Consider the following 23422-nt stretch of genomic DNA (forward strand, 5'->3'; position numbering starts at 1 on the left):
AGCGTCAGCACGGGCGAGCACAACAAATCCTGCTCGTCGAGCCGCGCCAGCCAATAGGCGGTCGTGTTCGACGCAAAGCGTTCGCGGAATTTGCCCTGCAGCTCGGCCTTGTGCTCGACCTGGCCCTGGAACGTTGCGTAACGCGGATCGGCCGAGAGATCGGGCAGTTCCAGCGCCTTGCAGATATCCTGCAGCGGGTTGGCCTTGAAGGCGCCGACCAGAACGACGGCGCCGTCGGTGGTCGCAAAGCAACCGGTGAGGGGATACGATCCCCAGCTGAGGTCCTTGCCACGCTGCAGCCACATCGCGGCTTCCTGCATTTGCATGGCCAGCATCGACTCGAACAACGAGACCGCGACCTGCTGCCCTCGGCCGGTTTTCTCGCGCTGCAGAAGGGCGAGCAGGATCGCCTGCACCAGATGCATGCCGGCGGTGTAGTCGCACAGCGCCGTCGCGTAGACCGTGAGCGGCTCGTCGTCATTGCACTTGCGACGCATCACACCGGACAGCGCCTGTGCGAGAATGTCCTGGCCGCCCTTGTGGGACAACGGCCCGGCCTGGCCGAAGCCGGAGCCGAATGCGCAAATGATCCGCGGGTTGATCCTGGACAGCTGCTCGTAGCCGAAGCCCATGCGTTCCATGACGCCTGCGCGGAAGTTGTTCACCACCACGTCGGCGGTGCGGACGAGATCATAGATGATCTCTCTGCCTTCCGCCTTGCGCAGATCGAGCGCGATCGAGCGCTTGTTGCGATTGAGGCTGCGAAACACCGGATTGTCGAGACCGTCGGGATCGTCGGGAATCGAGGAACGCGACAAATCGCCGGCTCCCGGCCGTTCGATCTTGATCACGTCGGCGCCGTAATCGGCAAGCACCTGCGTCGCGCTCGGCCCCAGCATCACCTGGGTGAAATCGATGACACGCACGCCCGACAGCGGCTGCGCGGAAGAGCTATCCATTCCTGATGTTCCTATTCTGCGGCAACGGTCACGAGCGCGTTGGCGGCGGGCTGGTCGCCCGGATCGGCTCCCTGCGCCCGCAATCGCGCCTGAACCTTCCTGATATCGACACGATCGACCGCAACGTTGGCATCGATGGCGAGCGCGGCGGCCACGCCGGCCGCTTCGCCCATCGCCATGCACGGCGGAATTTCGCGCGAGGTGCGTTGCGCCGACGAGGTCGCGGAATAGTGCCGGCCGGCGACCAGCAACTGGCCGACGTTTCGCGGCAGCAGCGTGCGATACGGGTAGTAATAGTCGCGGCCGCGCGCGATGCTGTCGGCGAAATGGCGCCGATGCATTACATCGTCCTTGCTCATCACGTAGACGCCGTCGAGCAGTCGGGTCTGGCGCACGCCGATCTGCGGCGCGACGTCGACCACGAAGCACTTCTCGAAGCCCGGCAGCCTGGCGCGGACAAATTCGACCAGCGCGGCGATGCGCTCGCGCCCTTCGAAATCGGCCCGGGTCAAATCCTCGACCGTGATACCGTCGAAGCCGGTCATATGCGGGCAGTTGCACCAGACGATATCAGGCAGCGGCGTCTTCAACCACCACTTGGCCCAGGACCCACCCATGATCTTCTTGGCTTCGCGGTCGATGGCGCCGAACGCCTCCGGCTCTTCGTATTCGAAGCGTTCGGCGGCTTCGACATCGACGCCGCCGAGGCGGAACACGGTGGTCATGATGTAGGAGCCGTGGCTGAACGGCGCGCCGGCGGAGGCGGCGACATCGAGATCGCCGCTGGCGTCGATCACGGCGCTTCCCATGATGGCCTGTCGCCCGCTCTTGGTGTCGCAGATGACGCCGGTGATGCGACCGTCTTCGACAATCGCCCGCGAGAACCAGCTGTGCAGCCGCAAGTCGACCTTCGCCTCGCTGATCATCGCGTTCGCCGCGCGCTTGTAGCCGTCCGGATCGAACGCGGCAGCGTAGCAGATTGGCTGCGGCTTGGTATGGGAGTGAAAATCGAACACGCCCCACCGCGACCATTTGCGCCACAGCTCCGCGCTGGAGCGGCGTTCGGCCTCCGGCGGCACCACGCACAGACCCATATGCTCCATGCGCTCGATCATTTCGCTGCAAATCCCGCGAACACTGATCTCTTCGCCGTTGCACATGTCATCGAGTACCAGCACCATGCCGCCCGAGGCGAGGCCGCCGAGATAGGCATAGCGTTCGATCAATGTCACCGAGAGGCCGTTGCGGGCGCCGGCGACCGCTGCTGCGATGCCCGCAGGCCCGCCGCCAACCACCACGAGATCGGCGCGGCGCACGACGGGAATTTCAGCCGCAGGCTCGATGATCCGGTCAGGATTTGTCATAGGAGGCTCCTCGAAGGGCTCGGGTTCAAGCGGTCTGCGCCACGTTCCATTTCAGGAAGTGGCGCTCCAGCCAGGAGATCACAGCGAAAAACGCCGCGGAAAACGCCGAGCCGACCACGATGGTGGCGTACAGCAGCGGCGAGTCGAAATTGTAGGTCGCCTGAATGATCAGCGCGCCGATGCCCGTGGTCGCGCCGATCCACTCGCCGACGATCGCGCCGATCACCGAGGTTGCGGACGCGATCTTGAGCGCCGAAAACAGATACGGCAAAGAGCTCTTGAGCCGCAGCTTGAAGAAGATCTCGCTCGGCGTGGCCGACAGGATGCGCATCAGCTCCATCTGTTGCGAGCTGACCGAACGCAAGCCGCGTGTCATGTTGACCAGCGTCGGAAAGAAGCAAATCAGTGCGGCAATCGCCACCTTGGCTTCGAGGCCGTTGCCGAGCAGCAGCACCAGGATCGGCGCATAAGCCATCACCGGAATGGTGTGGAACATCACCGCGATCGGAAACAGCGCCTCTTCGGCGGTCCGCTGATAGACGAAAATCGTCGCGAGCAGGATCGCGGCGCTATTGCCGATCAGGAAGCCGGCGACCGCTTCGATCGCCGTCGGCAAGAGATTGCCGAGCAGCATGCCGAACTTGCCATAGAGCGTCATCGCCACCGCGGTCGGCGCGGGCGCGATAAACGGCCGGATCTTGAAAATCATCACGCCGAGCTCCCAAAGGACGAGCAGGGCAATGACTGCTGCCAGCGGGAGCAGGCGGCGTCGCCAGGCGGCGAGGCGGGCTGCGGCGGCGAAGCCGGCCTGTGCTTCGGCATCGGCGGAGGTGATTTCGCTGGCGTCGTGAGACGACAAGGCCGGCATGCTCATCAGCAAGCCTCCAGAACGGTTCGCAGGTGTGCAGCAAGCGCGATGAACTGCGGCGTCTCGCGCAAGGCGACGCGGCGCGGGCTCGGCAGATCGACGGGGACGATCTCGCGAACCCGCCCGGGACGTGCGGCCATCAGCATCACCTGCTGGCCGAGAAAGGCGGCCTCGTAGATCGAATGGGTGACGAACAGGATGGTCGCGCCGGTTTCCTCCCAGACCCGCAGCAATTCCTCGTTCAGCCGGTCGCGCTTGATTTCGTCGAGCGCACCGAACGGCTCGTCCATCAAAAGCAGCTTGGGATCGTTGATCAGCGCCCGCGCGATCGCGACACGCTGACGCATGCCGCCGGACAGCTCGTGTGGATAGGCATTCTCCCAGCCCGTGAGGCCGACCAGCGCCAGCAATTCGCGCGCGTCGCGCGCGCCGCCTCGCTTGCTCCGACCGCCGACTTCCAGCGGCAACTGCACATTCTCGAGCGCCGTACGCCAGGCCAGCAGCGAAGCGTCCTGGAAAACGAAGCCGATGTCGCGCCGCGCCCGCGCGGCGGCGGCCGTGGTGCCAAGCACCTCGACCTGGCCCGAGGTCGCCGGGATCAGATCGGAGACGACCCGGAGCAGCGTCGACTTCCCGCAGCCCGACGGGCCGAGCAGCGTCAGGAAGCCGCCGCTCGGAATGGTCAAACTCACCCGCTCCAGCGCCGTGACAACGCCGCGCTCGGTCGGGAAACGCACCGTGACATCTTGAAGGCGGACAGCCAGGCTCTCATCCCGAACCGGTGTACGGTCCAGGACGGTCGTTTGCGACATGATGCTCATGGTTTCAGCCGATCTTTCAGCCGATCTTGGGGCGGTCGTTGGCGGTCATATCCAGAATCCTGGTGGTCATGACTTGCTCGAGCTTGGGCTTGCCGGCAGCAAACTGCTTGAGCTCGTCGTGCAAATCGATTTGCTCCTGCCAGACGGCGGGATCGAAACTGCCCCAAGCGAAAGTCTTGGTCCGCTCCGTGAACTCGACGTTCAACATGATCGGGAGAGCTTCCAGTTCGTCCGCCCTCACGAGATTCGGATACTCCTGAACGAGAAGATCGACCGCCTTTTCGGGATTGGCCTTGGCGTAGGCCCAGCCACGGCCAGCGGCACGCAAGAAGCCGGCAAGCACGTCCGGCTTCGCCTTCAGGAAGTCCGTCGTCGTGTAGTAAGGCAGCGCATAGAGCCTGACGCCGTTGTCCCACAGTCGCATCGTGATAATTTCGGGCCCGAGCACCTTGAGCGCCGTCGTGTTGGTGCGCCATCCGGTGATGGCGTCGACCTGCCCGGTGAGCAGCGGCGTCATGTCGGAGCCGACGATCACTTTCTGCACCTTGTCTTCCGGGATACCGTTCCGGCGCAGCAGCGCCGTGAGCAGAACTTGCCCCGTCGCCTGTACCCCGACCTTGCGGCCGATCATGTCCTGCGGCTTGCGGATTGGCGTCTTGGGCAGCGAGAAGAAGGCGTAGGGATGCTCCTGGGCGCCGACAGCAAAGCAGGTGACCGGAATGCCCTGCGAGGCGGCCAGCATCAGCGAAGGACTCGACGAAAGCTGACCAATCTCGTACCGCCCCGAAGCCACGATCGCGACGCCATCGATATTGGGGCCGCCGGGCTGGATTGCGAAGTTGATGTTTTCCTGCTCGAAATAGCCGAGCCGTTTGGCGACCACCTCGCCGATCTGGTTGCCGCCGGTGATCCAGCCAAGTTGCATGTTGATGGTCTGCAAGCTCGCAGCCCGGCTGCGCCGACTGGTGATCGGGAACAATGCCGCGCCGACCGCGAGTGCGGCTCCGCTCCTAAGCAAGCTTCGCCGCGTCCCGATGATCCCGTTCGCCATGATCATGCCTCCCTTTGCCAGGCGCCGAAAACCTGCTCACCTCCGGCACCGGGTCACGCCCACCTCCGGGCGCAACGAAAGGCTAGTGGAGGCCGGGCGCTGTTGGGAAGGATAGAGTTTCGTGATAGGTGATGCCTTTTCGGCAGCACTCTAACCCGGGCTTGAATTGCGCCATGCACGCCGTTGTTCTGCGCTATCTGGACCAGGTCGCCAAGGTCGGCTCGATCCGCCGCGCGGCCGAACAGCTCAATGTCGCCTCGTCCGCGGTCAACCGCCAGATTCTCAAGCTCGAGGCCGAAATCGGCGTCGCGATTTTCGAGCGCCGGGGCAACGGGGTACGGCTGACACCGGCTGGAGAACAGTTGCTGCGCCACACGCGCAGCACCCTCGCCGAATGGCGTCGCACCCGGCTGGAGATCGCCTCCATTGCCGGCGATATCAGGGGCGAGGTCCGGATCACGGCGATCCCCTCACTTCTGGTGCGGGTCGTGCCCAGAGCGATCAGGACGATCGCTGCCCGCCACCCCAATATCTCGTTTCGCGTCATCGACGCCGATCCCGCCGAGCACGGCGAGGAGATGCGTGCCGCGAGGCCCGATATCGCGCTGCATTTCATCGACAAGCGCTATCGCCACTACGACATCGCGGCCCGCCTGCACACGGTGCTCGGAGCCCTCATGTGCGCCGACCACCCGCTGGCGGACCGCAAGCATGTGACTCTCACCGAGTGCGCCGCCTATCCGGTCGTCATGCTCGCCGATGCGTGGCAGCTCGACGCCGCATCGGAGGCCGAATTCATTCACAGCGGCGCCCAGTTTTCGCCGCGCATCACCTCCAACTCGCTCATCCTCATGAAAGAGACGATGAAGGCCGGGCTCGGCATCGGCTTCTTTACTCCGGCCGGCTTTGTCGACGAGATTGCCCGCGGCGAGCTGGTTCATGTGCCCCTCTCGGAAGCGGGCCTTGCGGCGAGCGAAATCGGCTTGTTCGTGCACCGGATCCGCGCCGGCGCTCATCACATCAGCGTCGTCGCCGACGAACTGAAGCGGGAATTCAATCTGCTGGAGCAGGATTTTCGCGCAATTCCGCGGCGGTAGCAGAGTCCAATGTTTCGTATTCCCATTCCAGCCTGCTCATCATCAGTCCTTCGATCAGGAGATCGCTTTGGCTCACGAGTCCCCATCTCGCCATCGCCCGGTGCCCCTGGGTGCCTACATGCCGTCGGCGGTTCGTGCTGCAACCGATAGCCCCAACCGCATACGCAAGGTCGGCGCCGTGCTGGTTGCGCAAGACGGTACCGAAATCGCGAGCTGCAACACGTTTCCACCAGGGGTGCGCGATCTCGACGAGCGCCACGAGGGCGACGGCCGCTTTGTGTGGATGGAGCACGCCGAGCGCCACGCCATCTTCAACGCCGCCAGGGCGGGGGTGGCGACGGCCGGTGCTCATATCACGTCGACGTTTTTTCCGTGCATCGATTGCGCGCGCGCCATCGTCGATGCGGGCATCGTCTGCCTCGACACGCCGGCCCCCGCCTTCGACGATCCGGTCTGGGGCGCTTCGTTCGAGCGCTCGCAGATCATCCTTGAGGAGGGCGGCGTGGAAATTCGTGTGGTCGACGCCGGCAGCGGCGCGTGAGAGGCCGCGTCATCAGGCCCGGTGTGAGGGGCATGATTGATCCTGTCGCTGCTGAATATGGTTCGTAATATTGTTGCGTTTGGCGAGCGTTGGAGAGATTGTCGCCATGAATGCGAGGATGTCGTGGAGAATGGGGGATCTTAGCGGAGTCCCGTAGAGCTTCCCTTTTGGGCACCTCGCGATGATGACATCTTACCCCTGTTTTGCCCGACGCTGCAAGTTATTTTCGCAAAAGCCGAAACGCGCGGTCCCGCCGTCCCCGGCTACTGTGCATGGGGTTGTTTTCGAGATTTGCGTTGCGCTAGATCGAGAAGCTGGTGCCGCAGCCGCAGGATGCCGTCGCGTTGGGATTGTTGACGCGGAAGGAGGCGCCGATCAGGTCATCGACGAAGTCGACCTGCGAGCCCGCCAGGAAGGGCTGCGAGGCGGAATCGACCAGCACCACCGCGTTGTCCTGCTGGATGACGAGATCGTCGTCGGTGCGGTCGCGGTCGATGTCGAACTTGTACTGGAAGCCGGAGCAGCCGCCGCCTTCGACCGAAATGCGCAGCATCGCGCCTGTGCCTTCGCCCTTGAGGATCTCCCCGATCCGGCGGGCGGCGCGGTCACTGATGGTCACGGCAGTCGTCATTGCATGTCTCCGATAGGCCCGCGGTCATACCAGGTTCACTTGCCCAATTCATTTGGTATCCCGCGTCCGACATAGTTAAGTGCCACCATACGCAGAATCAAATGGATAGGGACTAAATTCGCCGTGTCCGTCGGAATGGCAGCCCCCCGCGCGCCCTATGCCTGCGACCCCGATCGCAGCCGCGGCCGGCTGGTCGCCGAGCCGCCGAGCCGGACCCGCAGCCCGTTCCGGCGGGATTGCGACCGGGTGATCCATTCGACCGCGTTCCGGCGCCTGAAGTACAAGACCCAGGTGTTCGTGTTCCATGAGGGCGACCATTACCGGACCCGGCTGACCCATTCGCTGGAGGTGGCCCAGATCGCCCGTGCGCTGGCGCGGCAGCTCGGGCTGGACGAGGACCTCACCGAAACCCTGGCGCTCGCCCATGATCTCGGCCATCCGCCGTTCGGCCATGCCGGCGAGCGGGCGCTGGATGCCTGCCTGAAGGACTATGGCGGCTTCGACCACAATGCCCAGGCGCTCCGCGTCGTCGGCACGCTGGAGCACCGCTACCCTGAATTCGACGGGCTGAACCTGACCTGGGAATCGCTCGAGGGCATCGTCAAGCACAACGGCCCGCTGACCGATCGCAGCGGCGCGCCCATCGGCCGCTATCGCGAGCATGGCATTCCCGTCGGCATCGCCGACTACGTCAAGACCTACGACCTCGAGCTCTGGAGCTTTGCTTCGCTCGAAGCCCAGGTCGCCGCGATTGCCGACGACATCGCCTACGACGCCCACGACATCGACGACGGCCTGCGCGCCGGCCTGTTCCATCTCGACGACCTCAGGGTCATGCCGCTCACGGCCGAGATCATCGCCGAGACCTCGGCGCACTACCCCGATCTCGAAGAGGTCAGGCGCGGGGCCGAACTGGTGCGCGAGCTGATCTCGCACCTGATCGGCGCGGTGTTCGCGCAGGCGCAAAAGAACATTGCCGCTGTCCGCCCCCAGTCGGCCCAGGACGTCCGCCAGCAGGGCCGGGCGCTGATCACGTTCCCGCCCGACGTGGCTGAGGAGGAGGCTGCCATCAAGAGCTTCCTCTATGGGCACATGTACCGCCACAACCGGGTGGTGCGGGTAATGGGGGAGGCCGAACAGATCCTGTTCGACCTGTTCGCGAAGTATCTGAAATCGCCGGCCGACCTGCCGCCGGAATGGCTGGTCGGGGCAGACGCGGACGACGAGGGCGAACGGGCCCGGCGGATCGGCAATTTCATTGCCGGAATGACCGACCGTTTCGCCCTGACCGAGCACCAGCGGCTCTTTGACTCGACCCCGGATTTGCGTTAGGCGGCGGCCATGCCCGACACATCCTCAAGCCCGCATCTGTTCGCCGACGTGCTCGCACGCGTGCACGCCGCCTGCCGCGCGCTCGCGGCGGAAGCCAACTGGCCCGAGGGCATCGATCTTTCGCGCGTGGTGGTCGAGCCGCCGCGCGATGCCTCCCACGGCGATATGGCGACCAACGCTGCGATGGTGCTTGCGAAAGAGGCAAAGGCAAAGCCGCGTGACCTCGCCGAGCAGATCGCCGGGAAGCTCCGCGCTGACGCGCTGATCGCCAGGGTCGATGTCGCCGGTCCCGGCTTCATCAATCTGACCCTCAAGCCCTCTGCCTGGGCCGAGGCGCTGCGCACGGTGCTGCGCGAGGGGGCTGACTACGGCCGCGTCCGCGGCGGCTCCAAAGTCAACGTCGAATACGTTTCGGCCAATCCAACCGGACCGATGCATGTCGGCCATTGCCGCGGCGCCGTGTTCGGCGATGCGCTGGCGAGCCTGCTCCAGTTCGGCGGCCACGACGTCACCCGCGAATATTACATCAACGACGCCGGCGCCCAGGTCGACGTGCTCGCACGCTCTGCGTTTCTCCGGTACCGCGAGGCGCTCGGCGAGGACATCGGGGCGATCCCGGAAGGGCTCTATCCCGGCGACTATCTAAAGCCTGTGGGCGCTGCGCTCGCGAAGGAACACGGCGACAAGCTGCTCGCGAAGAGCGAAACCGAGTGGCTGCCGACGGTGCGGGCCAAGGCGATCGCGATGATGATGGACGAGATCAAGGACGATCTCGCCGCCCTCAACATCCGCCACGACGTGTTCTTCTCGGAGCGCTCCCTGATCGAGACGGGCAACAACAAGGTTGCCCAGACCATCGATTTCCTGAAGGCCAAGGGCGACATCTATGAGGGCCGCCTGCCGCCGCCGAAGGGCGCGCCGGTCGAGGATTGGGAAGACCGCGAGCAGTTGCTGTTCAAGGCGACCGCCTATGGCGACGACGTCGATCGGCCGCTGATCAAGTCGGACAATTCCTACACCTACTTCGCCTCCGACATCGCCTACCACAAGAACAAGTTCGACCGTGGTTTTGCGGAGATGATCGACGTCTGGGGCGCCGATCACGGCGGCTACATCAAGCGCATGCAGGCGGCGGTGAGGGCGACGACGTCGGGCAAGGGATCGCTCGACGTCAAGATCGTCCAGCTCGTGAAGTTGCTGCGCAACGGCGAGCCGGTGAAAATGTCCAAGCGGAGCGGGGACTTCGTCACCTTGCGTGAGGTGGTGGATGAAGTCGGCCAGGACGCCGTCCGCTTCATGATGCTCTACCGCAAGAACGACGCGGTGCTCGACTTCGACCTCGCCAAGGTCATGGAACAGTCGCGCGACAACCCGGTGTTCTACGTGCAGTACGGCCACGCCCGCGGCCACTCGATCTTCCGCAACGCCCGGGCGGAGCTGTTCCCGGACCTGCCAGAGGATACCGACAAGCGCATTGCCTGGCTCAGTGAGTCGGCCGTCGAACGGCTGTCCGACCCCGTCGAGCTCGATCTTCTTAAGCGCCTCGCAATTTATCCGCGGATGCTGGAAGCTGCCGCCGCGGCCCACGAGCCGCACCGTATTGCCTTTTATCTCTATGACTTAGCGAGCGAATTTCACGCACTTTGGACGAAAGGGCGGGATTTGCCCTATTTACGCTTCATTATCAATAATGATGCAGATCTTACAAAGGCGCGACTGGCCATGGTCCAGGGCGTCGTCTCTGTCCTGGCATCGGGCCTCGCCATCCTCGGCGTCCATGCTCCGGACGAGATGCGGTAGTTTGGGGCGAACTACTTAAGGGAAATATTGGGGGTACCGGCAGAAGCCGGATCGCTTAGACTTGGTTGAAAGCCTTGTGGGTCGAAAGCTGCGCCTTGGTCGAGGGGCGCGCAGCTTTCCCGAAGGGACGCATCATCACGATGGCCGATCGATATCACGACAGACCGTTTCCTTCCGATGACTATGGTCGCGGCGCCGATCAGCATGGGAAAGCGGACAGCGATCCCTTGGCCGAGCTTGCGCGCCTGATCGGGCAGACCGATCCGTTCGCAGCGCAGGGCCGTCCGGGTGCGCGGCCGGCAGCCGCACCTGCGCCGACGCAGAGCTATCAGGACGACGATTACCAGCAGGACGATTATCAGCAGGACCATGCCGAGCCCGCGCCGCCGGCTCAGTCTGGGCCGCCCTCATGGATGCGCCGCGCCAATGTGCAACCGCAGCCGGCGCCCGAGCCCGACCATCCTGTTGCCGTGAATCCGATTCATCCGCTGCATCGCTATTCGGCCCATCCAGCCGCGCCCGAGCCGCAGTTTCATCAGCCGCAGCAGTCCTATCAGGATCAGGCTTACCATGAGCAAGCCTACCGTCAGGAGCCGGCCCAGCATCAAACCTATGAAGGGCCCTACGAGCAGCCTGATCCGGCGCGCTACGACGACGCTCTCTACGGGCGGCTCGAATCGGGCGAGCAGGATTTTCAGCGCGAGCCCGCCTATCCTGATGATCCCTACGCATTCCAGAGCGACTATCCCGAGGCTGATCTCGATGAGCCCAGGAAATCGCGCGGCGGCATGATGACCGTTGCGGCGATCCTCGCACTCGCCGTGGTCGGAACTGGCGCTGCTTTCGCCTACAAGACCTATATCGGCTCGCCCCGCAGCGGCGAGCCGCCGATCATCAAGGCCGATAACACGCCGACCAAGATCGTGCCGGCACCCTCGGACTCCTCGGCCAAGGTGCCGGATCGCATGGTGAGCGGCGACGGCAGCGAGAAGATCGTGCCGCGCGAGGAAGCGCCTGTCGACGTCAATGCCAAGGCGGCCGGTCCCCGCGTGGTGTTTCCGGCGCTGAACCAGAATGCCAACCCGCCGTCGGTCGCGAGCGTGTCGCCATCGACCGTTCCGCCACCGAGCGCCGGCGTGGTCCCGAGCAACGGGACGATGCCGAACGGCGCGCCCCGCTCGGTCAAGGTCGTCGTTGTGAAGGGTGATCAAACCGACGCCACCGCGCCGCAGGCCGCTGCACCGTCGCCCGCCAAGTCGGCGGCTGCGCCGAAGCCGGTCGCCGCGCCGGCCGCCCCGCGCACCCCTCCGACGTCAGCCAACGCCAGCGCCACTCAGCCGCTGTCGCTGGCTCCGCAAGCCGCCCCGGCCGAGCCACCGCAGCGCGTGGCTGCGACCAACCCGACGCAAATCGCGCCCGCGCCCAGCGGCGGCGGCTATGTCGTGCAGGTCTCTTCGCAACAAAGCGAGGATAGCGCCGCCGCGTCCTACCGGGTGCTCCAGAGCAAATACGGCAGCGTGCTGGGCTCCCGCTCTCCGGTCATCAAGCGGGTCGACCTGACCGACAAAGGCAAGGGCATCGTCTACCGTGCCTTCGCCGGACCGTACGCCTCGGCTGATGAGGCGGTGCAGGCCTGCAACAATCTGAAATCGGCTGGCCTGCCGTCCTGCTTCGTCCAGAGGAATTAACGGCCGTTTCCTTGACCCCCTCCAGGGGCAGGGTTAATCGGCCCTATGAGCACGCGGGCCTTCATTACCGGCGTATCCGGACCGGAACTGACCGCCGCTGAGCGGGCATTTGTCCGTGCCGAAGGCTCGTGGGACTTGATTCCCTTCAGGCATGGCTTTGGGATTTCCACTCAAGCCGCGGGCCGCATTAGGGAATTGAACGCGGAACAGCTGGTTGCGGCCGGACCCGCCGGTCACAGCATTCCCGTGGATGGCGCCGCCAAGCCGGTCCATCCAATGCCGAGTTCTGCGACAATGATTGCTCAGGTGATTCGCAGCGCAATCGGGTTCCAGGGTTTGTTAATGAGTAATGACGTGCCCATGAAGACGCTGGCGGGACGCATTGGCGAGGCAAATCGCGCCATGCAGGCAGCCGGCGCGCCGCGTCACAGCAACGACAATGCGCAACTGGACGCATTGACCGCAAACACGGCATCCGCATGACCGCAGAAATTCTATCGTTTGAAACCGGCCGGCCCGCAGAGCTCGCCGAGGGCGAGCCGGCGTTGGTGGTGGACGTCGAGGGGTATGAAGGCCCGCTCGATCTGCTGCTCGCGCTGGCACGGCAGCAGAAGGTCGACCTCGCCAAGATCTCGATCCTGGCGCTGGCGGACCAGTACCTCCACTTCATCGAAGCCGCGCGAAAGATCCGCCTCGAGCTCGCCGCCGACTATCTGGTGATGGCGGCCTGGCTCGCCTACCTGAAGTCGCGCCTGCTGCTGCCGGAACCGCCGAGCGCGGAAGGTCCGAGCGCCGAGCAAATGGCAACCGCGCTTGCCAACCGTCTGCGCCGTCTCGAAGCCATCCGCGAAGCCGCCAACCGTCTGATGAACCGAGCGCAATTGCTGCGTGACGTTTTCCCGCGCGGCGAGCCCGAGCAGATCGCCGAGATCAAGCATCCGAAATACACCGCGACGCTGTACGATTTGCTCACAGCCTACGCCTCGCAGCGCCAGTCGCGCGTGCTGGCGAGCGTGCATCTGGCCAAGCGCACGGTGTGGTCGCTCGCCGAAGCGCGGGCCACGCTGGAGCGGCTGGTCGGCAGCATCACCGAGCAGGACGATTGGGGCGTGCTCGACGATTTCCTGATCCGTCATGTCGCCGATCCGACGCAGCGCGCGACGGTGTTCGCCTCGAGCTTCGCCGCCGCACTCGAGCTGGTGCGTGAGGGGCAGCTTGAGCTGAACCAGAAAGAGGCGTTTGCGCCCATCTATTTCCGAAAGGGGCGCGGGAAACCAATCGTGGACGCAGCGTCTGCGCCCGATGCCCCGGTCGGTTAAGTGCAAGAAGGAGAAGCTGCCATGGCAAGCCTGGCTGAAGTGCGGGTAGAAGAGGCCGAGCCGATGGAGAATGAGGCCCAGGCACGCCCCGAGGAATTGCGGCTGCTGGAAGCGCTGCTGTTCGCCTCGAGTGAACCACTGGACACCGCGACCCTGGCCAAGCGGATGCCCGAGGGCGTCGACGTCAAGGCTGCGCTGGAGCAGCTCCAGGCCGACTATGCCTCGCGCGGCGTCAACCTCGTGCGGGTCGCCAGCAAATGGACCTTCCGCACCGCCGGCGATCTCGCTTGGTTGATGACGCGCGAGAGCACCGAGACCAAGCGCCTGTCGCGTGCCGCGATCGAGGTGCTGGCGATCATCGCCTATCACCAGCCGGTGACGCGCGCTGAGATCGAAGAGATCCGCGGGGTGGTCACTTCCAAGGGTACGCTCGACGTGCTGCTGGAGACCGGCTGGATCAAGCCGCGCGGCCGCCGCAAGACGCCCGGCCGTCCGCTGACCTTCGGAACCACCGAGGACTTCCTGTCGCAGTTCACCCTGGAACAGCTCGGCGACCTGCCGGGTCTGGAGGAGCTGAAGGGCACAGGCCTCTTGGATTCGCGCCTGCCGACCGGATTCAGCGTACCGACGCCGTCGGATGATCCGGCGCTGCGTGAGGACGAGGATCCCTTGGAACCGGGCGAGGAGCTCGATCTGTCCCTGGCGCCGGCGGTCGAGCCGGAGACGCCGCCGGAAGGTGGCAATGAGAGCGATGAGGGGGGCGGCGAGGAGTGATCCTCCGGCCTTCTACGGGGCACCTGCGAGGGGTTAACACTAGCAAGATTACGTAGCGCCAACAGCGAATTGGCGCTGCCTTGGTGCTTGTTTTTGGGCCTTGCGAAGCCTACGTTCCGGTCAAGATCGGCCGGGTCCCGGCCATGTGCGTTTGGAGGGTTGCAGGATGGGTTCACTTAGCATTTGGCACTGGATCTTGGTGATCGCAGTGGTCCTGCTGCTGTTTGGCCGTGGCAAGATTTCGGATCTGATGGGCGACGTGGCGCAGGGCATCAAGGCCTTCAAGAAGGGCATGCAGGACGACGACAAGCCCGCCGAGAAGCAGGAGCCCTCGAAGTCCATCGAGCACAATGCCGCTCCGACCGCGGCGCGATCCGACGTTGGCAGCAAGGCCGTCTGAGCCAGGAGCACGCGAGACGCGGGAAGCGGACCCGATCCTGCGCGTGAGGGATTGGGCCGATCGTGATTTCGCGTGAACGGAAGACGTCATGTTCGACATCGGCTGGAGTGAGCTGGTTCTGATCGGGGTCGTGGCCCTGGTCGCCATTGGCCCGAAAGAGCTGCCGGGCGTTTTGCGCATGGTCGGCCAATGGATGGGCAAGGCGCGCAAGATGGCGGCCGAATTCCAGGGCCAGTTCCAGGAAGCGATGCGCGAGGCCGAGATGGCCGACCTCAAGAAGAGCTTTGACGAGGTCAAGGAAGCGGCCTCCGGCTTCACCGGCGGCGGGCTGATGACCTCGCTGCAGAAGGACGTCAGCGACGCGCTGCGCGTCGATGCGCTCGACAAGCCGGCCGAGCCGCCGACGACCGCTGCTGTCGAACCATCAGCGGCTTCAAGTGAAGCGCCGGAGACGCCGACGACGCCGGAAGCCCCATCGCCCGAAACCTTCGTGGAAGCGGAAGCACATTCTGCTGCGAATGAGCCGCTCGCCGTCACCCAGGAGGTCGAGCAGACACCGGTTGCGCAGGACGCCGCACCCGAAGCAATCAAGGACGTCAAAGCGTCATGAGCGACGCCGATATCGAGGCCAGCAAAGCTCCGCTGATGGACCACCTGATCGAGCTGCGGTCGCGGCTCATCAAGGCGCTGCTCGGCTTCGGCGTGGCCTTCATTTTCTGTTTCTTCTTCGCCAAGCAGATCTACAACGTCCTGGTCTGGCCGTTCGTTTGGGTCGCAGGCGCCGAGAACTCGAAGTTCATCTATACGGCGCTGCTGGAATATTTCATCACCCAGCTCAAGCTCGCGCTGTTCGGCGCCGGCTTCATCTCGTTCCCGATTGTTGCGACGCAGATCTACAAGTTCGTCGCGCCGGGCCTCTACAAGCACGAGAAGCAGGCCTTCCTGCCTTATCTGGTCGCGACCCCGTTCTTCTTCGTGCTGGGCGCGATGCTGGTCTATTTCGTCGTGCTGCCGATGCTGGTGCGCTTCTCGCTCGGCATGCAGCAGTTGGGGGGCGCCGAGACCGCGCAGATCCAGCTGTTGCCCAAGGTCGGCGAATATCTGTCGCTGATGATGTCGCTGATCTTCGCCTTCGGCATTGCCTTCCAGCTCCCGGTGATCCTGACGTTGCTCGGACGGATCGGCATCATCACCTCGAAAATGCTGCGCGAGAAGCGGCGCTATTTCATCGTGCTGGCTTTCATCATCGCGGCGGTGCTGACGCCGCCTGATATCCTCAGTCAGTGCTCGCTGGCGATTCCGCTGCTCGCGCTCTACGAGGGCTCGATCATCTCGGTGTCGATGGTGGAGAAGAAGGCGGCCGCCTCGCAGACGACCACGGGCACCGGCGCCTCGTCGAGCGCCAACCCGGCGGAGTAGGGCGATTGTGTCATTCCCCGCGAAAGCGGGGAATCCAGTACGCCGCGGCCCCTCGGATTATCCCTGCCGTCTCTGGAATACTGGATCGCCCGCTTTCGCGGGCGATGACAGCTGTGCTAGGGGAGGCGCGCTGACGTACAGCGTTTGCCGTTGTAGGTTTACGCGCTGATTCAGGACCGCCGCCATGCACGACATCAAATCGATCCGCGATAATCCGCAGGCCTTCGACGTCGGCCTCGCCCGGCGGGGTCTGAAGCCGTTGTCGGCGTCGCTGCTTGCGATCGACGAGAGGCGGCGGGCGGCGATCCTGGCCTCGGAGCAGGCGCAGGCGCGGCGCAATGCTGCGTCCAAGGAAATCGGCGACGCCAAGAAAGCCAAGGATGAGGCGCGCGCGGCCAAGCTGATGGCCGAGGTTGCAGAGCTCAAGACCACGATGCCGGAGCTCGAGGCCGCCGCGAAGGCTCTCGACGAGGAACTCACCAAAGAGCTGTCCGCGATTCCGAACATTCCGTTCGACGAAGTGCCCGATGGCGTGGATGAGCACGGCAACGTCCAACACCACGTGTTCGGCGCCAAGCGCAACTACGGCTTCGCGCCGAAGCTGCATGACGATCTCGGCACCGCGCTCGGCTACATGGATTTCGAGGCGGCAGCAAAACTCTCCGGCGCGCGCTTCGTCGTGCTGAAGAAGGGGCTCGCGCGGCTCGAACGCGCGATCGGCCAGTTCATGCTCGACCTGCACACCACCGAGCATGGTTACACCGAGATCAATCCGCCGTTGCTGGTGCGCAACGAGGTGATGTTCGGTACCGGGCAGTTGCCGAAATTCGAGGACGATCAGTTCTGGGCGATCAAGGGCGAGCTGCTGGCAGAACCCGATCATGAGCGGCTGAAGACCGAGCGCCTTGGCCTCATACCGACCGCCGAGGTCTCGCTCACCAACCTCGCGCGCGAGTCCATTCTCGACGAGAAGCAGCTGCCGATGCGCCTCACCGCGCTGACGCCGTGCTTCCGCGCCGAGGCGGGCGCGGCCGGGCGCGACACCCGCGGTATGATCCGCCAGCATCAGTTCACCAAGGTCGAGCTGGTCTCGATCACCACGCCCGAGACAAGCAGGGACGAGCTGGAGCGGATGCTGTCCTGCGCCGAGCAGGTGCTGCAGAAGCTCGACCTGCATTATCGCGTGATGACGCTCTGTGCAGGAGATATGGGTTTTTCGTCGCAAAAAACCTATGACATCGAAGTGTGGATGCCCGGGCAGGGCGAGGGCGGCATGTTCCGCGAAATCTCCAGCTGCTCGGTCTGCGGTGATTTCCAGGCGCGCCGCATGGATGCGCGCTCGCGCGGTCCGGACGGCAAGCCGCGCTTCGTGCACACGCTGAACGGCTCCGGCACCGCCGTTGGCCGCGCGCTGATTGCCGTGATGGAGACCTATCAGCAGGAGGACGGTTCAATCGCGGTCCCCAGCGTACTCCAGCCCTATATGGGCGGGTTGAAGGTGGTTGCGCGCGAGTAAGTGTGATTGCCCGCACGTAATGGCGGAAACGTTTGGTTGCGAAGTTCGGGCCGCCGGCTATCCTGCCGGTGACCTGCGAATGCGAAACCTCCGTCCATGGCCTTGCACCGCGATATCTTCTGGATCGGCCGACAATGGGCGGTGACGGGTGCCGGTATCCAGGCCGTCGACCAGCGCTTGCGTGGCGTGCTGGACATCGACATTGCGCGGCTTTGGGACGACGCGCTCATTCGGGAGCGCAGAGCGAAGGCCGGCGTCAATGTCGAGGATTTTGACAAGGCGCTGACGGTGGCGCGGGGGCGCTATCCGCAGATGCCGGTGGCGGAGCCGCTCATCGCGCAACTCAAGGCGCTTGGCGTCATTGAAGCAACGCCCGCCGCGACTCCGGTCGTGCCGGCAATGCAACTGCGTGCGGAGGGCAGGCTGGCGCGCTTCCTGCCTCAATGGCGGGTCCGCCGCTAATTAGCTAATTAGAACGACCCGGGCAATTGCTGCGCTGCGGCGATGAGCAGGAATCACGGGTCAGGACTGCGCCGAAGCCGGTTTGCCTGACGTGTGATAGCCGGATAAGACGGCCTGACCCCAGCTCAGGAATCGACCCCCGGCATGCGCATTCTCTGCACCAATGACGACGGCATCCACGCTCCCGGCCTCAAGGTCGTGGAGGAGATCGCCCGCGCGCTGTCCGACGATGTCTGGGTGGTGGCGCCCGAGCTCGACCAGTCCGGCGTGTCGCATTCGCTGTCGCTGAACGATCCCCTGCGCCTGCGCGAGGTCGGCGAGCGGCACTTTGCCGTGCGCGGCACCCCGACCGACTGCGTCATCATGGGCGCGCGCCATATCCTCGGCGCCAAGCTGCCCGACGTCGTGCTCTCCGGCGTCAACAAGGGGCGCAACGTTGCCGAGGACGTAGTCTATTCCGGCACCATCGCTGGCGCGCTCGAAGGCACTATTCTGGGGATCCCGTCGTTCGCGTTGTCGCAGGAATTCAGCGTCGAGACGCGCGAGCGGCCGCCGTGGGACACTGCGCGCAAATTCGGGCCCGACATCCTGCGCAAGGTGATCAAGGCCGGAATCCCCAAGGACACCGTCATCAACGTCAACTTCCCGTCATGCGCGCCGGAAGAGGTGCTCGGCATTCGCGTGACGCGGCAGGGCAAGCGCAATCTCGGCTTTCTCAGGATCGACGAGCGCAGGGACGGGCGCAACAATCCCTATTTCTGGATTGGCTTCGAACGCACAGCGATGATGGATACGCCGGCCGAAGGGACCGATCTCGCGGCGCTGCGGGAACGCTACGTTTCGGTCACCCCGCTCAGGCTCGACCGCACCAATGAAGCGTTTTCCGAAGAGCTGAGCGCGACGTTGAAGCAGGGTTAGCCGGCGCGAAGCGCGGCTTCGATGGTCTTGCCGAGCGCATCGAGCTGAAACGGCTTCTGAAGCGCGGGCCGGTCGCGATATTGCTCCGGCAGGCCCGATGAGCCGTAGCCGGTCGCGAAGATGAACGGGCAGCCCTTGGCCTTGATGACGTCGGCGACCGGCGAGATCACCTTGCCGTTGACGTTGACGTCGAGGATGGCGATGTCGAACTCGGTCGCCTGGGCGAGCCGCATCGCCTCGGTGATGTCGCCCGCTTCGGCCGCGATCTTGTAGCCGAGCTCTTCCAGCATATCCGCGACCATCATTCGGATCATGACCTCGTCCTCGACGAGGAATACAGAGCGGCCCGAGAGCCCTGTCGCGGTCATTGTCGTTGAGTCCTTGCCCATTCCCGAAAACGTTCGCAGATAACACGAATCGACGCAATGCGCGTTTCGCCTAACCGGCGCTTGAAAATGGCCGTGGCGGCTCTTCGGCTCCGCGCCAATTTATGGCCAAACCCTAAGTGCAAAGGGCTATCATGGGTTCCTCAGCAGGAACAAGATTCTGGCTCTGGACATTGGCGCGGAAACCATCGATCCGGGACCGGATGAGACGACATGAGCAGCGATGACCTCCAATCAGCCCCCGCCGGAAAAAATGATGTTTCAGCTCACGCTGAGACGTCGCGGCATCAGCGATCAGACCGTATTGCGGACCATGGAGGAGGTGCCGCGCGAACTCTTCGTCGAGGCCTCCGATCGCGAGGGCGCCTACCGTGACAGCGCGCTGCCGATTGCCTGCGGGCAGACCATCAGCCAGCCCTTTGTCGTCGCCTATATGACCGAGCAGCTTCAGCTCCAGAAAAGCCATCGCGTGCTCGAGATCGGCGCCGGCTCCGGCTACCAGGCCGCGGTGCTGTCGAAGCTGGCGCGTGAGGTCCTGACCGTCGAGCGCTATCGCAAGCTCGCTGACGCCGCACGCGCCAGGCTCGAAAAGCTCGGCTGTCACAATGTCGAGGTGATGCTCGGTGATGGCCTGAACCTTCCGCCGAACATCGGTCCGTTCGACCGCATCATCGTCACCGCCGCGGTGGAGCAGATTCCGGAGAACCTGGTCGAGCGGCTCGAGATCGGCGGCATCCTGATCGCGCCGGTCGGCCCGCATCAGGGCGTGCAGACGCTGACGCGGCTCACCCGCAGCGAGGCCGGGATCGAACGCAAGGAACTCGTGGAGGTGCGTTTCGTGCCGGCGCTGCCTGGCGTGGCGCGGGAGCTGTAAAACTCCGGATCGGCAGTGCATCCAACATCTTATTGGGAGGGTTAAGCCGTTATTTACTCGGCGCGTGTTTACTTAAAAAACCAGTTCTGTTGCGTACGAGTGAGTAACCATGTCTGTTATCGCCGAGTTGCTTTACTCGCGCCGCGTACCGCAGGTCGCGGTGCTGGCGCTTATTTCCTTGGGTTTCGCAGGGTGCAGTGCCGACATGTCGTCGCGGCTGTCCCAGTCGAACTTCTCAAATCCCTTCTCGTCCGAGCAGACCGGTTCGGTGCAGCAGGCGCCGCCGCCGCAGCGCGAGCTGCCGCAATATGCGCGGCCGCAGACCCAGCCGGGCTCTTATCAGTCCCAGGCGCTGCCGCCGCCGGCAGTCGCTGCGCCGCAATCCTATCCGGTTGCAGCGGGTGAAGGCGTCTCTGGAGGCGGCCGAGGGCTCGGCTCCTACACGCCGCCGGCGCAGCCGCGTCTCGAAGCCACCGGCACGGTGCCGCAACGCTCCGTCGTGGCCGCACAGCCGGCTGGCGGGACCAAGATCATCGTCGGCACCAGCGACACGCTCGATGTGCTCGCCAAGCGCTATCGCGTGACACCGCAGGCGATTCTTGCCGCCAACGGCTACAAGGGGCCGCGCGCACTTTCGCCGGGCCAGCAGCTCGTCATCCCGCATCCGGGTGCTGTGGCGGCTGCACCGGCGCCCGTTACGACTCCGGTTGCCGCGGCGCCCGCGATGGCGTCGAAGCCGGTTGCGGCCGTCGCCGCGCCGCCCAGCTTCCACTTCGTCAATCATGGCGACACGCTCGCCAGCGTCGCGCGCAAGAACCATATCTCCGCGGCCGAGCTTGCTCGCGCCAATGGTCTCGAGCCGTCGGCGAAGCTCAAGCTCGGCACCAAGCTGACCGTGCCGGGCGCAAAGACCGCGGCCGTTGCCGCTCCGCTTGCCCCGGCGCCGGTTGCTGCGGCTCCCGTGGCGGCTGCGTTGCAGCCGGTTGCGGCCGCACCAGTGCCTGCCACCAAGATGGCCGCTGTTGCCCAACCGGCGCAGAGCGCGCGTCTGGCGCAGGCCACCACCAGTATCGAAGAGAAGCCGGCAGCCGAGGCGCCCGCAAAGGCGGCCGAGACCACCAGCTCGCTGCCGACCTTCCGCTGGCCGGTGCGCGGCAAGGTGATCACGAGCTACGGCGCCAAGACCAACGGCAAGTCCAATGACGGCATCAATGTCGCGGTGCCCGAGGGTACGCCGGTCAAGGCGGCTGAAGACGGCGTCGTCGCCTATTCCGGCAACGAGCTGAAAGGTTACGGCAATCTGGTCCTGGTTCGGCACTCCAACGGCTACGTTACCGCATATGCCCATGCGAGTGAGCTGCTGGTGAAGCGTGGCGATAGCATCAAGCGCGGCCAGGTCATTGCCAAGTCGGGTCAATCAGGGGAGGTGGCCTCGCCGCAGCTCCACTTCGAGATCCGTAAGGGATCGAGCCCGGTTGACCCGCTTCAGTTCCTCAACGGGGCGTGAGGCCGACGTCGCCTCCCCAATAACGGTGTCGTCGCCCGGCTTGACCGGGCGACCCAGTACGCCGCGGCCTCGATCACAATCGTCTCTGGAATACTGGATCGCCCGCTTTCGCGGGCGATGACAGTTTTGAGTGTGGTGACAGCCTCAGCTATTTCGCCGCCAGCTTCACACCGAGCCGGCCCGCCAGCTCCTGCACGAATTGCCAGGCGACGCGGCCCGAGCGCGAGCCGCGCGTGGTCGACCATTCCAGCGCTTCGCGCTCCAGCGCCTCATCGTCGACCTTGATGCCGAAATGGCTGCAATAGCCGCGCACCATGGCGAGGTATTCGTCCTGGCTGCAGCGGTGGAAGCCGAGCCAGAGGCCGAAGCGATCCGACAGCGAAACCTTTTCCTCGACCGCCTCGCCCGGATTGATCGCGGTCGAACGCTCGTTCTCGATCATGTCGCGCGCCAGCAGATGGCGGCGGTTCGAGGTGGCGTAGAGGATGACGTTGTCGGGCCGGCCCTCGATGCCGCCTTCGAGCACGGCCTTGAGCGATTTGTAGGACGCATCATTGCCGTCGAAGGAGAGGTCATCGATGAATACGATGAAGTTGAAGTCGGCGTCGCGAAGCTTCTCCATCAGCATCGGCAGCGTTTCGATGTCCTCGCGATGGATCTCGATCAGCTTGAGTCTGTCGGCGGGCTTGCGGTCCGCGTTGATGCTGGCATGGGCCGCCTTCACCAGCGACGACTTGCCCATGCCGCGCGCGCCCCAGAGCAGGGCGTTGTTGGCGGGCAGGCCGTTGGCGAAGCGCTCGGTGTTCTCGATCAGGATGTCGCGCATCCGGTCGACGCCCTTGAGCAGGAACAGCTCGACACGGCTGACCCGCGGAACCGCCGCCAGGCGGCCGTCGGGGTGCCAGACATAGGCGTCCGCCCGGTCGAACGACTCGCGCTCGATCGCCGGCTTGCCCTGGGCCGCGAGATGGGCCGCAATGGTCTCCAGCGCGCGCGCGATGCGTTCCTGGGAGAGCTCAGGGGAGGCCTGAGGGGCAGCCTTTGAGACCGCATTGGGGCGTTTTGCCGCGACCAGGGCGGGCTTCAAAGCAGGGGTACGGGGGCCTTTGCCGGCCGGGCTTTTACTTGGTTTTTTGGGCATGTCCGAAGTTCCTGAGAATGCAGCCTTATCGGGCCTGACGGCGCGCCGCAAGGTAGCCAAATCGTCGGTCTGGCAGCGTTGCAATTGGGGCGGTGGTCGCTATAGTCCGCGCGAATTTGACCGAGCCGGTCGCCGTCATGGCCTGACCGGCTTCCCCCGTTTCCGCGAGGATCGTCCGAATGCTGATTACCCCTGCGTATGCCCAGGCCGCGGGCGCCGGCGACACCAACAGCATGTTGATGTCGCTGCTGCCGTTCGCCCTGATCTTCGTGATCATGTACTTCCTGATTCTGCGCCCGCAGCAGAAGAAGGTGAAGGACCACGCCGAGCTCGTGAAGAATATCCGCCGCGGCGACACCGTCGTGACCTCGGGCGGCCTCGTCGGCAAGGTCACCAAGGTGGTCGACGACGATCAGATCGAGTTCGAAATTTCCGACGGGGTGCGCGTACGCCAGATGCGCTCGATGATCTCGGGCGTGCGCGCCAAGGGCGAGCCGGCCAAGGACAGCGCGAAGGAAAGCGCCAAGGACGACGCCGGGGCGAAGTGAGCGCTT

At 64.6% G+C, this 23422-nt stretch carries 25 protein-coding genes; 17 read left to right on the plus strand and 8 right to left on the minus strand.

From position 1 onward, the window contains the following. From HYH07_RS33040 to HYH07_RS33060, 5 genes are all read right to left on the minus strand, one after another. On the minus strand, positions 1 to 959 hold a 959-nt coding region (locus HYH07_RS33040), incomplete at its 3' end, for a CaiB/BaiF CoA-transferase family protein (protein ID WP_220006386.1). Between the two features lie 11 nt (positions 960 to 970). Next, a complete protein-coding gene (locus HYH07_RS33045) occupies positions 971 to 2323 on the minus strand; it encodes an FAD-dependent oxidoreductase (RefSeq protein ID WP_220006387.1) in 1353 nt (450 codons plus the stop codon). A gap of 25 nt (positions 2324 to 2348) precedes the next feature. Then, on the minus strand, positions 2349 to 3197 hold the full coding sequence (locus HYH07_RS33050) for an ABC transporter permease (protein ID WP_220006388.1): 849 nt from the start codon (positions 3195 to 3197) through the stop codon (positions 2349 to 2351). Beyond that, positions 3197 to 4012, minus strand: a complete 816-nt coding sequence (locus HYH07_RS33055) for an ABC transporter ATP-binding protein (RefSeq protein ID WP_057755803.1) — start codon at positions 4010 to 4012, stop codon at positions 3197 to 3199. The genes HYH07_RS33050 and HYH07_RS33055 overlap by 1 nt, the downstream gene beginning before the upstream one ends. A gap of 16 nt (positions 4013 to 4028) precedes the next feature. After that, complete coding sequence (locus HYH07_RS33060; RefSeq protein WP_220006389.1) at positions 4029 to 5063, minus strand: ABC transporter substrate-binding protein; 1035 nt, start codon at positions 5061 to 5063, stop codon at positions 4029 to 4031. Positions 5064 to 5236: 173 nt separating this feature from the next. On the opposite strand from HYH07_RS33060, the gene HYH07_RS33065 reads away from it, so the two are divergent. Further along, positions 5237 to 6160: a LysR family transcriptional regulator gene (locus HYH07_RS33065; protein ID WP_220006390.1), complete on the plus strand. Its 924-nt coding sequence runs from the start codon at positions 5237 to 5239 to the stop codon at positions 6158 to 6160. Positions 6161 to 6278: 118 nt separating this feature from the next. Beyond that, positions 6279 to 6701: a deaminase gene (locus HYH07_RS33070; RefSeq protein WP_220006391.1), complete on the plus strand. Its 423-nt coding sequence runs from the start codon at positions 6279 to 6281 to the stop codon at positions 6699 to 6701. 301 nt (positions 6702 to 7002) lie between these two features. Here HYH07_RS33070 and erpA read toward each other — a convergent pair whose 3' ends face one another. Next, positions 7003 to 7332, minus strand: a complete 330-nt coding sequence (erpA, locus tag HYH07_RS33075; protein WP_220006392.1) for an iron-sulfur cluster insertion protein ErpA — start codon at positions 7330 to 7332, stop codon at positions 7003 to 7005. A gap of 123 nt (positions 7333 to 7455) precedes the next feature. On the opposite strand from erpA, the gene HYH07_RS33080 reads away from it, so the two are divergent. The 12 genes from HYH07_RS33080 (at position 7456) to surE (ending at position 18960) form a co-directional block, all read left to right on the plus strand. Further along, positions 7456 to 8664: a deoxyguanosinetriphosphate triphosphohydrolase gene (locus HYH07_RS33080; protein WP_220006393.1), complete on the plus strand. Its 1209-nt coding sequence runs from the start codon at positions 7456 to 7458 to the stop codon at positions 8662 to 8664. 9 nt (positions 8665 to 8673) lie between these two features. Further along, complete coding sequence (gene argS / locus HYH07_RS33085; protein ID WP_220006394.1) at positions 8674 to 10464, plus strand: arginine--tRNA ligase; 1791 nt, start codon at positions 8674 to 8676, stop codon at positions 10462 to 10464. 140 nt (positions 10465 to 10604) lie between these two features. After that, positions 10605 to 12152 (plus strand): SPOR domain-containing protein, encoded by a 1548-nt coding sequence (locus HYH07_RS33090; protein WP_220006395.1) that lies wholly within the window; start codon positions 10605 to 10607, stop codon positions 12150 to 12152. 45 nt (positions 12153 to 12197) lie between these two features. Continuing rightward, on the plus strand, positions 12198 to 12635 hold the full coding sequence (locus HYH07_RS33095; protein ID WP_220006396.1) for a hypothetical protein: 438 nt from the start codon (positions 12198 to 12200) through the stop codon (positions 12633 to 12635). Continuing rightward, positions 12632 to 13471, plus strand: a complete 840-nt coding sequence (locus HYH07_RS33100; protein WP_220006397.1) for a ScpA family protein — start codon at positions 12632 to 12634, stop codon at positions 13469 to 13471. Before HYH07_RS33095 ends, HYH07_RS33100 begins: the two co-directional genes overlap by 4 nt. Before the next feature lie 21 nt (positions 13472 to 13492). Then, entirely contained in the window at positions 13493 to 14245 is a 753-nt protein-coding gene (gene scpB, locus HYH07_RS33105) for an SMC-Scp complex subunit ScpB (RefSeq protein WP_220006398.1), read from the plus strand. A gap of 166 nt (positions 14246 to 14411) precedes the next feature. Continuing rightward, the gene (locus tag HYH07_RS33110; protein WP_027529733.1) at positions 14412 to 14645 is read left to right on the plus strand and encodes a twin-arginine translocase TatA/TatE family subunit; all 234 of its coding nucleotides are present in this window, start codon (positions 14412 to 14414) and stop codon (positions 14643 to 14645) included. Between the two features lie 88 nt (positions 14646 to 14733). Then, positions 14734 to 15255 carry a Sec-independent protein translocase protein TatB gene (tatB, locus tag HYH07_RS33115; RefSeq protein ID WP_220006399.1) on the plus strand — a complete coding sequence of 174 codons (522 nt, stop codon included), beginning with the start codon at positions 14734 to 14736 and terminating at the stop codon, positions 15253 to 15255. Further along, the gene (gene tatC, locus HYH07_RS33120; protein WP_220006400.1) at positions 15252 to 16064 is read left to right on the plus strand and encodes a twin-arginine translocase subunit TatC; all 813 of its coding nucleotides are present in this window, start codon (positions 15252 to 15254) and stop codon (positions 16062 to 16064) included. The genes tatB and tatC overlap by 4 nt, the downstream gene beginning before the upstream one ends. 184 nt (positions 16065 to 16248) lie before the next feature. Beyond that, on the plus strand, positions 16249 to 17580 hold the full coding sequence (serS, locus tag HYH07_RS33125; protein WP_220006401.1) for a serine--tRNA ligase: 1332 nt from the start codon (positions 16249 to 16251) through the stop codon (positions 17578 to 17580). 96 nt (positions 17581 to 17676) lie between these two features. Then, complete coding sequence (locus tag HYH07_RS33130; protein WP_220006402.1) at positions 17677 to 18042, plus strand: hypothetical protein; 366 nt, start codon at positions 17677 to 17679, stop codon at positions 18040 to 18042. A 144-nt stretch (positions 18043 to 18186) separates the two neighbouring features. Then, positions 18187 to 18960, plus strand: coding sequence for a 5'/3'-nucleotidase SurE (gene surE / locus HYH07_RS33135; RefSeq protein ID WP_220006403.1), 774 nt, complete (start codon positions 18187 to 18189; stop codon positions 18958 to 18960). On the opposite strand, the gene HYH07_RS33140 is transcribed toward surE, so the two are convergent. Beyond that, positions 18957 to 19328 (minus strand): response regulator, encoded by a 372-nt coding sequence (locus tag HYH07_RS33140; RefSeq protein WP_220006404.1) that lies wholly within the window; start codon positions 19326 to 19328, stop codon positions 18957 to 18959. The genes surE and HYH07_RS33140 overlap by 4 nt on opposite strands. A gap of 241 nt (positions 19329 to 19569) precedes the next feature. On the opposite strand from HYH07_RS33140, the gene HYH07_RS33145 reads away from it, so the two are divergent. Both HYH07_RS33145 and HYH07_RS33150 read left to right on the plus strand, forming a co-directional pair. Then, a complete protein-coding gene (locus HYH07_RS33145) occupies positions 19570 to 20220 on the plus strand; it encodes a protein-L-isoaspartate(D-aspartate) O-methyltransferase (RefSeq protein ID WP_220006405.1) in 651 nt (216 codons plus the stop codon). A 109-nt stretch (positions 20221 to 20329) separates the two neighbouring features. Then, positions 20330 to 21727, plus strand: a complete 1398-nt coding sequence (locus HYH07_RS33150) for a peptidoglycan DD-metalloendopeptidase family protein (RefSeq protein ID WP_220006406.1) — start codon at positions 20330 to 20332, stop codon at positions 21725 to 21727. Positions 21728 to 21875: 148 nt separating this feature from the next. Here the strand turns inward: HYH07_RS33150 and HYH07_RS33155 are convergent, their stop codons facing one another. Continuing rightward, the gene (locus HYH07_RS33155) at positions 21876 to 22868 is read right to left on the minus strand and encodes an ATP-binding protein (protein WP_220006407.1); all 993 of its coding nucleotides are present in this window, start codon (positions 22866 to 22868) and stop codon (positions 21876 to 21878) included. 179 nt (positions 22869 to 23047) lie between these two features. On the opposite strand from HYH07_RS33155, the gene yajC reads away from it, so the two are divergent. Continuing rightward, positions 23048 to 23416 carry a preprotein translocase subunit YajC gene (gene yajC, locus HYH07_RS33160; protein WP_057755761.1) on the plus strand — a complete coding sequence of 123 codons (369 nt, stop codon included), beginning with the start codon at positions 23048 to 23050 and terminating at the stop codon, positions 23414 to 23416. The last annotated feature ends 6 nt before the right edge of the window (positions 23417 to 23422 follow it).

The sequence above is a fragment of the Bradyrhizobium sp. BR 10261 genome, assembly GCF_019455395.1.
Taxonomy (GTDB): domain Bacteria; phylum Pseudomonadota; class Alphaproteobacteria; order Rhizobiales; family Xanthobacteraceae; genus Bradyrhizobium; species Bradyrhizobium manausense.

What these genes read in the sequence shown, in the direction of transcription:
- HYH07_RS33045 (WP_220006387.1), bottom strand. Translation starts at nt 2,323, where the DNA reads ATGACAAATCCTGACCGGATCATCGAGCCTGCGGCTGAAATTCCCGTC.
- HYH07_RS33050 (WP_220006388.1), bottom strand. Translation starts at nt 3,197, where the DNA reads ATGAGCATGCCGGCCTTGTCGTCTCACGACGCCAGCGAAATCACCTCC.
- HYH07_RS33055 (WP_057755803.1), bottom strand. Translation starts at nt 4,012, where the DNA reads ATGAGCATCATGTCGCAAACGACCGTCCTGGACCGTACACCGGTTCGG.
- HYH07_RS33060 (WP_220006389.1), bottom strand. Translation starts at nt 5,063, where the DNA reads ATGGCGAACGGGATCATCGGGACGCGGCGAAGCTTGCTTAGGAGCGGA.
- HYH07_RS33065 (WP_220006390.1), top strand. Translation starts at nt 5,237, where the DNA reads ATGCACGCCGTTGTTCTGCGCTATCTGGACCAGGTCGCCAAGGTCGGC.
- HYH07_RS33070 (WP_220006391.1), top strand. Translation starts at nt 6,279, where the DNA reads ATGCCGTCGGCGGTTCGTGCTGCAACCGATAGCCCCAACCGCATACGC.
- erpA (WP_220006392.1), bottom strand. Translation starts at nt 7,332, where the DNA reads ATGACGACTGCCGTGACCATCAGTGACCGCGCCGCCCGCCGGATCGGG.
- argS (WP_220006394.1), top strand. Translation starts at nt 8,674, where the DNA reads ATGCCCGACACATCCTCAAGCCCGCATCTGTTCGCCGACGTGCTCGCA.
- HYH07_RS33090 (WP_220006395.1), top strand. Translation starts at nt 10,605, where the DNA reads ATGGCCGATCGATATCACGACAGACCGTTTCCTTCCGATGACTATGGT.
- HYH07_RS33095 (WP_220006396.1), top strand. Translation starts at nt 12,198, where the DNA reads ATGAGCACGCGGGCCTTCATTACCGGCGTATCCGGACCGGAACTGACC.
- HYH07_RS33100 (WP_220006397.1), top strand. Translation starts at nt 12,632, where the DNA reads ATGACCGCAGAAATTCTATCGTTTGAAACCGGCCGGCCCGCAGAGCTC.
- scpB (WP_220006398.1), top strand. Translation starts at nt 13,493, where the DNA reads ATGGCAAGCCTGGCTGAAGTGCGGGTAGAAGAGGCCGAGCCGATGGAG.
- HYH07_RS33110 (WP_027529733.1), top strand. Translation starts at nt 14,412, where the DNA reads ATGGGTTCACTTAGCATTTGGCACTGGATCTTGGTGATCGCAGTGGTC.
- tatB (WP_220006399.1), top strand. Translation starts at nt 14,734, where the DNA reads ATGTTCGACATCGGCTGGAGTGAGCTGGTTCTGATCGGGGTCGTGGCC.
- tatC (WP_220006400.1), top strand. Translation starts at nt 15,252, where the DNA reads ATGAGCGACGCCGATATCGAGGCCAGCAAAGCTCCGCTGATGGACCAC.
- serS (WP_220006401.1), top strand. Translation starts at nt 16,249, where the DNA reads ATGCACGACATCAAATCGATCCGCGATAATCCGCAGGCCTTCGACGTC.
- HYH07_RS33130 (WP_220006402.1), top strand. Translation starts at nt 17,677, where the DNA reads ATGGCCTTGCACCGCGATATCTTCTGGATCGGCCGACAATGGGCGGTG.
- surE (WP_220006403.1), top strand. Translation starts at nt 18,187, where the DNA reads ATGCGCATTCTCTGCACCAATGACGACGGCATCCACGCTCCCGGCCTC.
- HYH07_RS33140 (WP_220006404.1), bottom strand. Translation starts at nt 19,328, where the DNA reads ATGACCGCGACAGGGCTCTCGGGCCGCTCTGTATTCCTCGTCGAGGAC.
- HYH07_RS33145 (WP_220006405.1), top strand. Translation starts at nt 19,570, where the DNA reads ATGACCTCCAATCAGCCCCCGCCGGAAAAAATGATGTTTCAGCTCACG.
- HYH07_RS33150 (WP_220006406.1), top strand. Translation starts at nt 20,330, where the DNA reads ATGTCTGTTATCGCCGAGTTGCTTTACTCGCGCCGCGTACCGCAGGTC.
- HYH07_RS33155 (WP_220006407.1), bottom strand. Translation starts at nt 22,868, where the DNA reads ATGCCCAAAAAACCAAGTAAAAGCCCGGCCGGCAAAGGCCCCCGTACC.
- yajC (WP_057755761.1), top strand. Translation starts at nt 23,048, where the DNA reads ATGCTGATTACCCCTGCGTATGCCCAGGCCGCGGGCGCCGGCGACACC.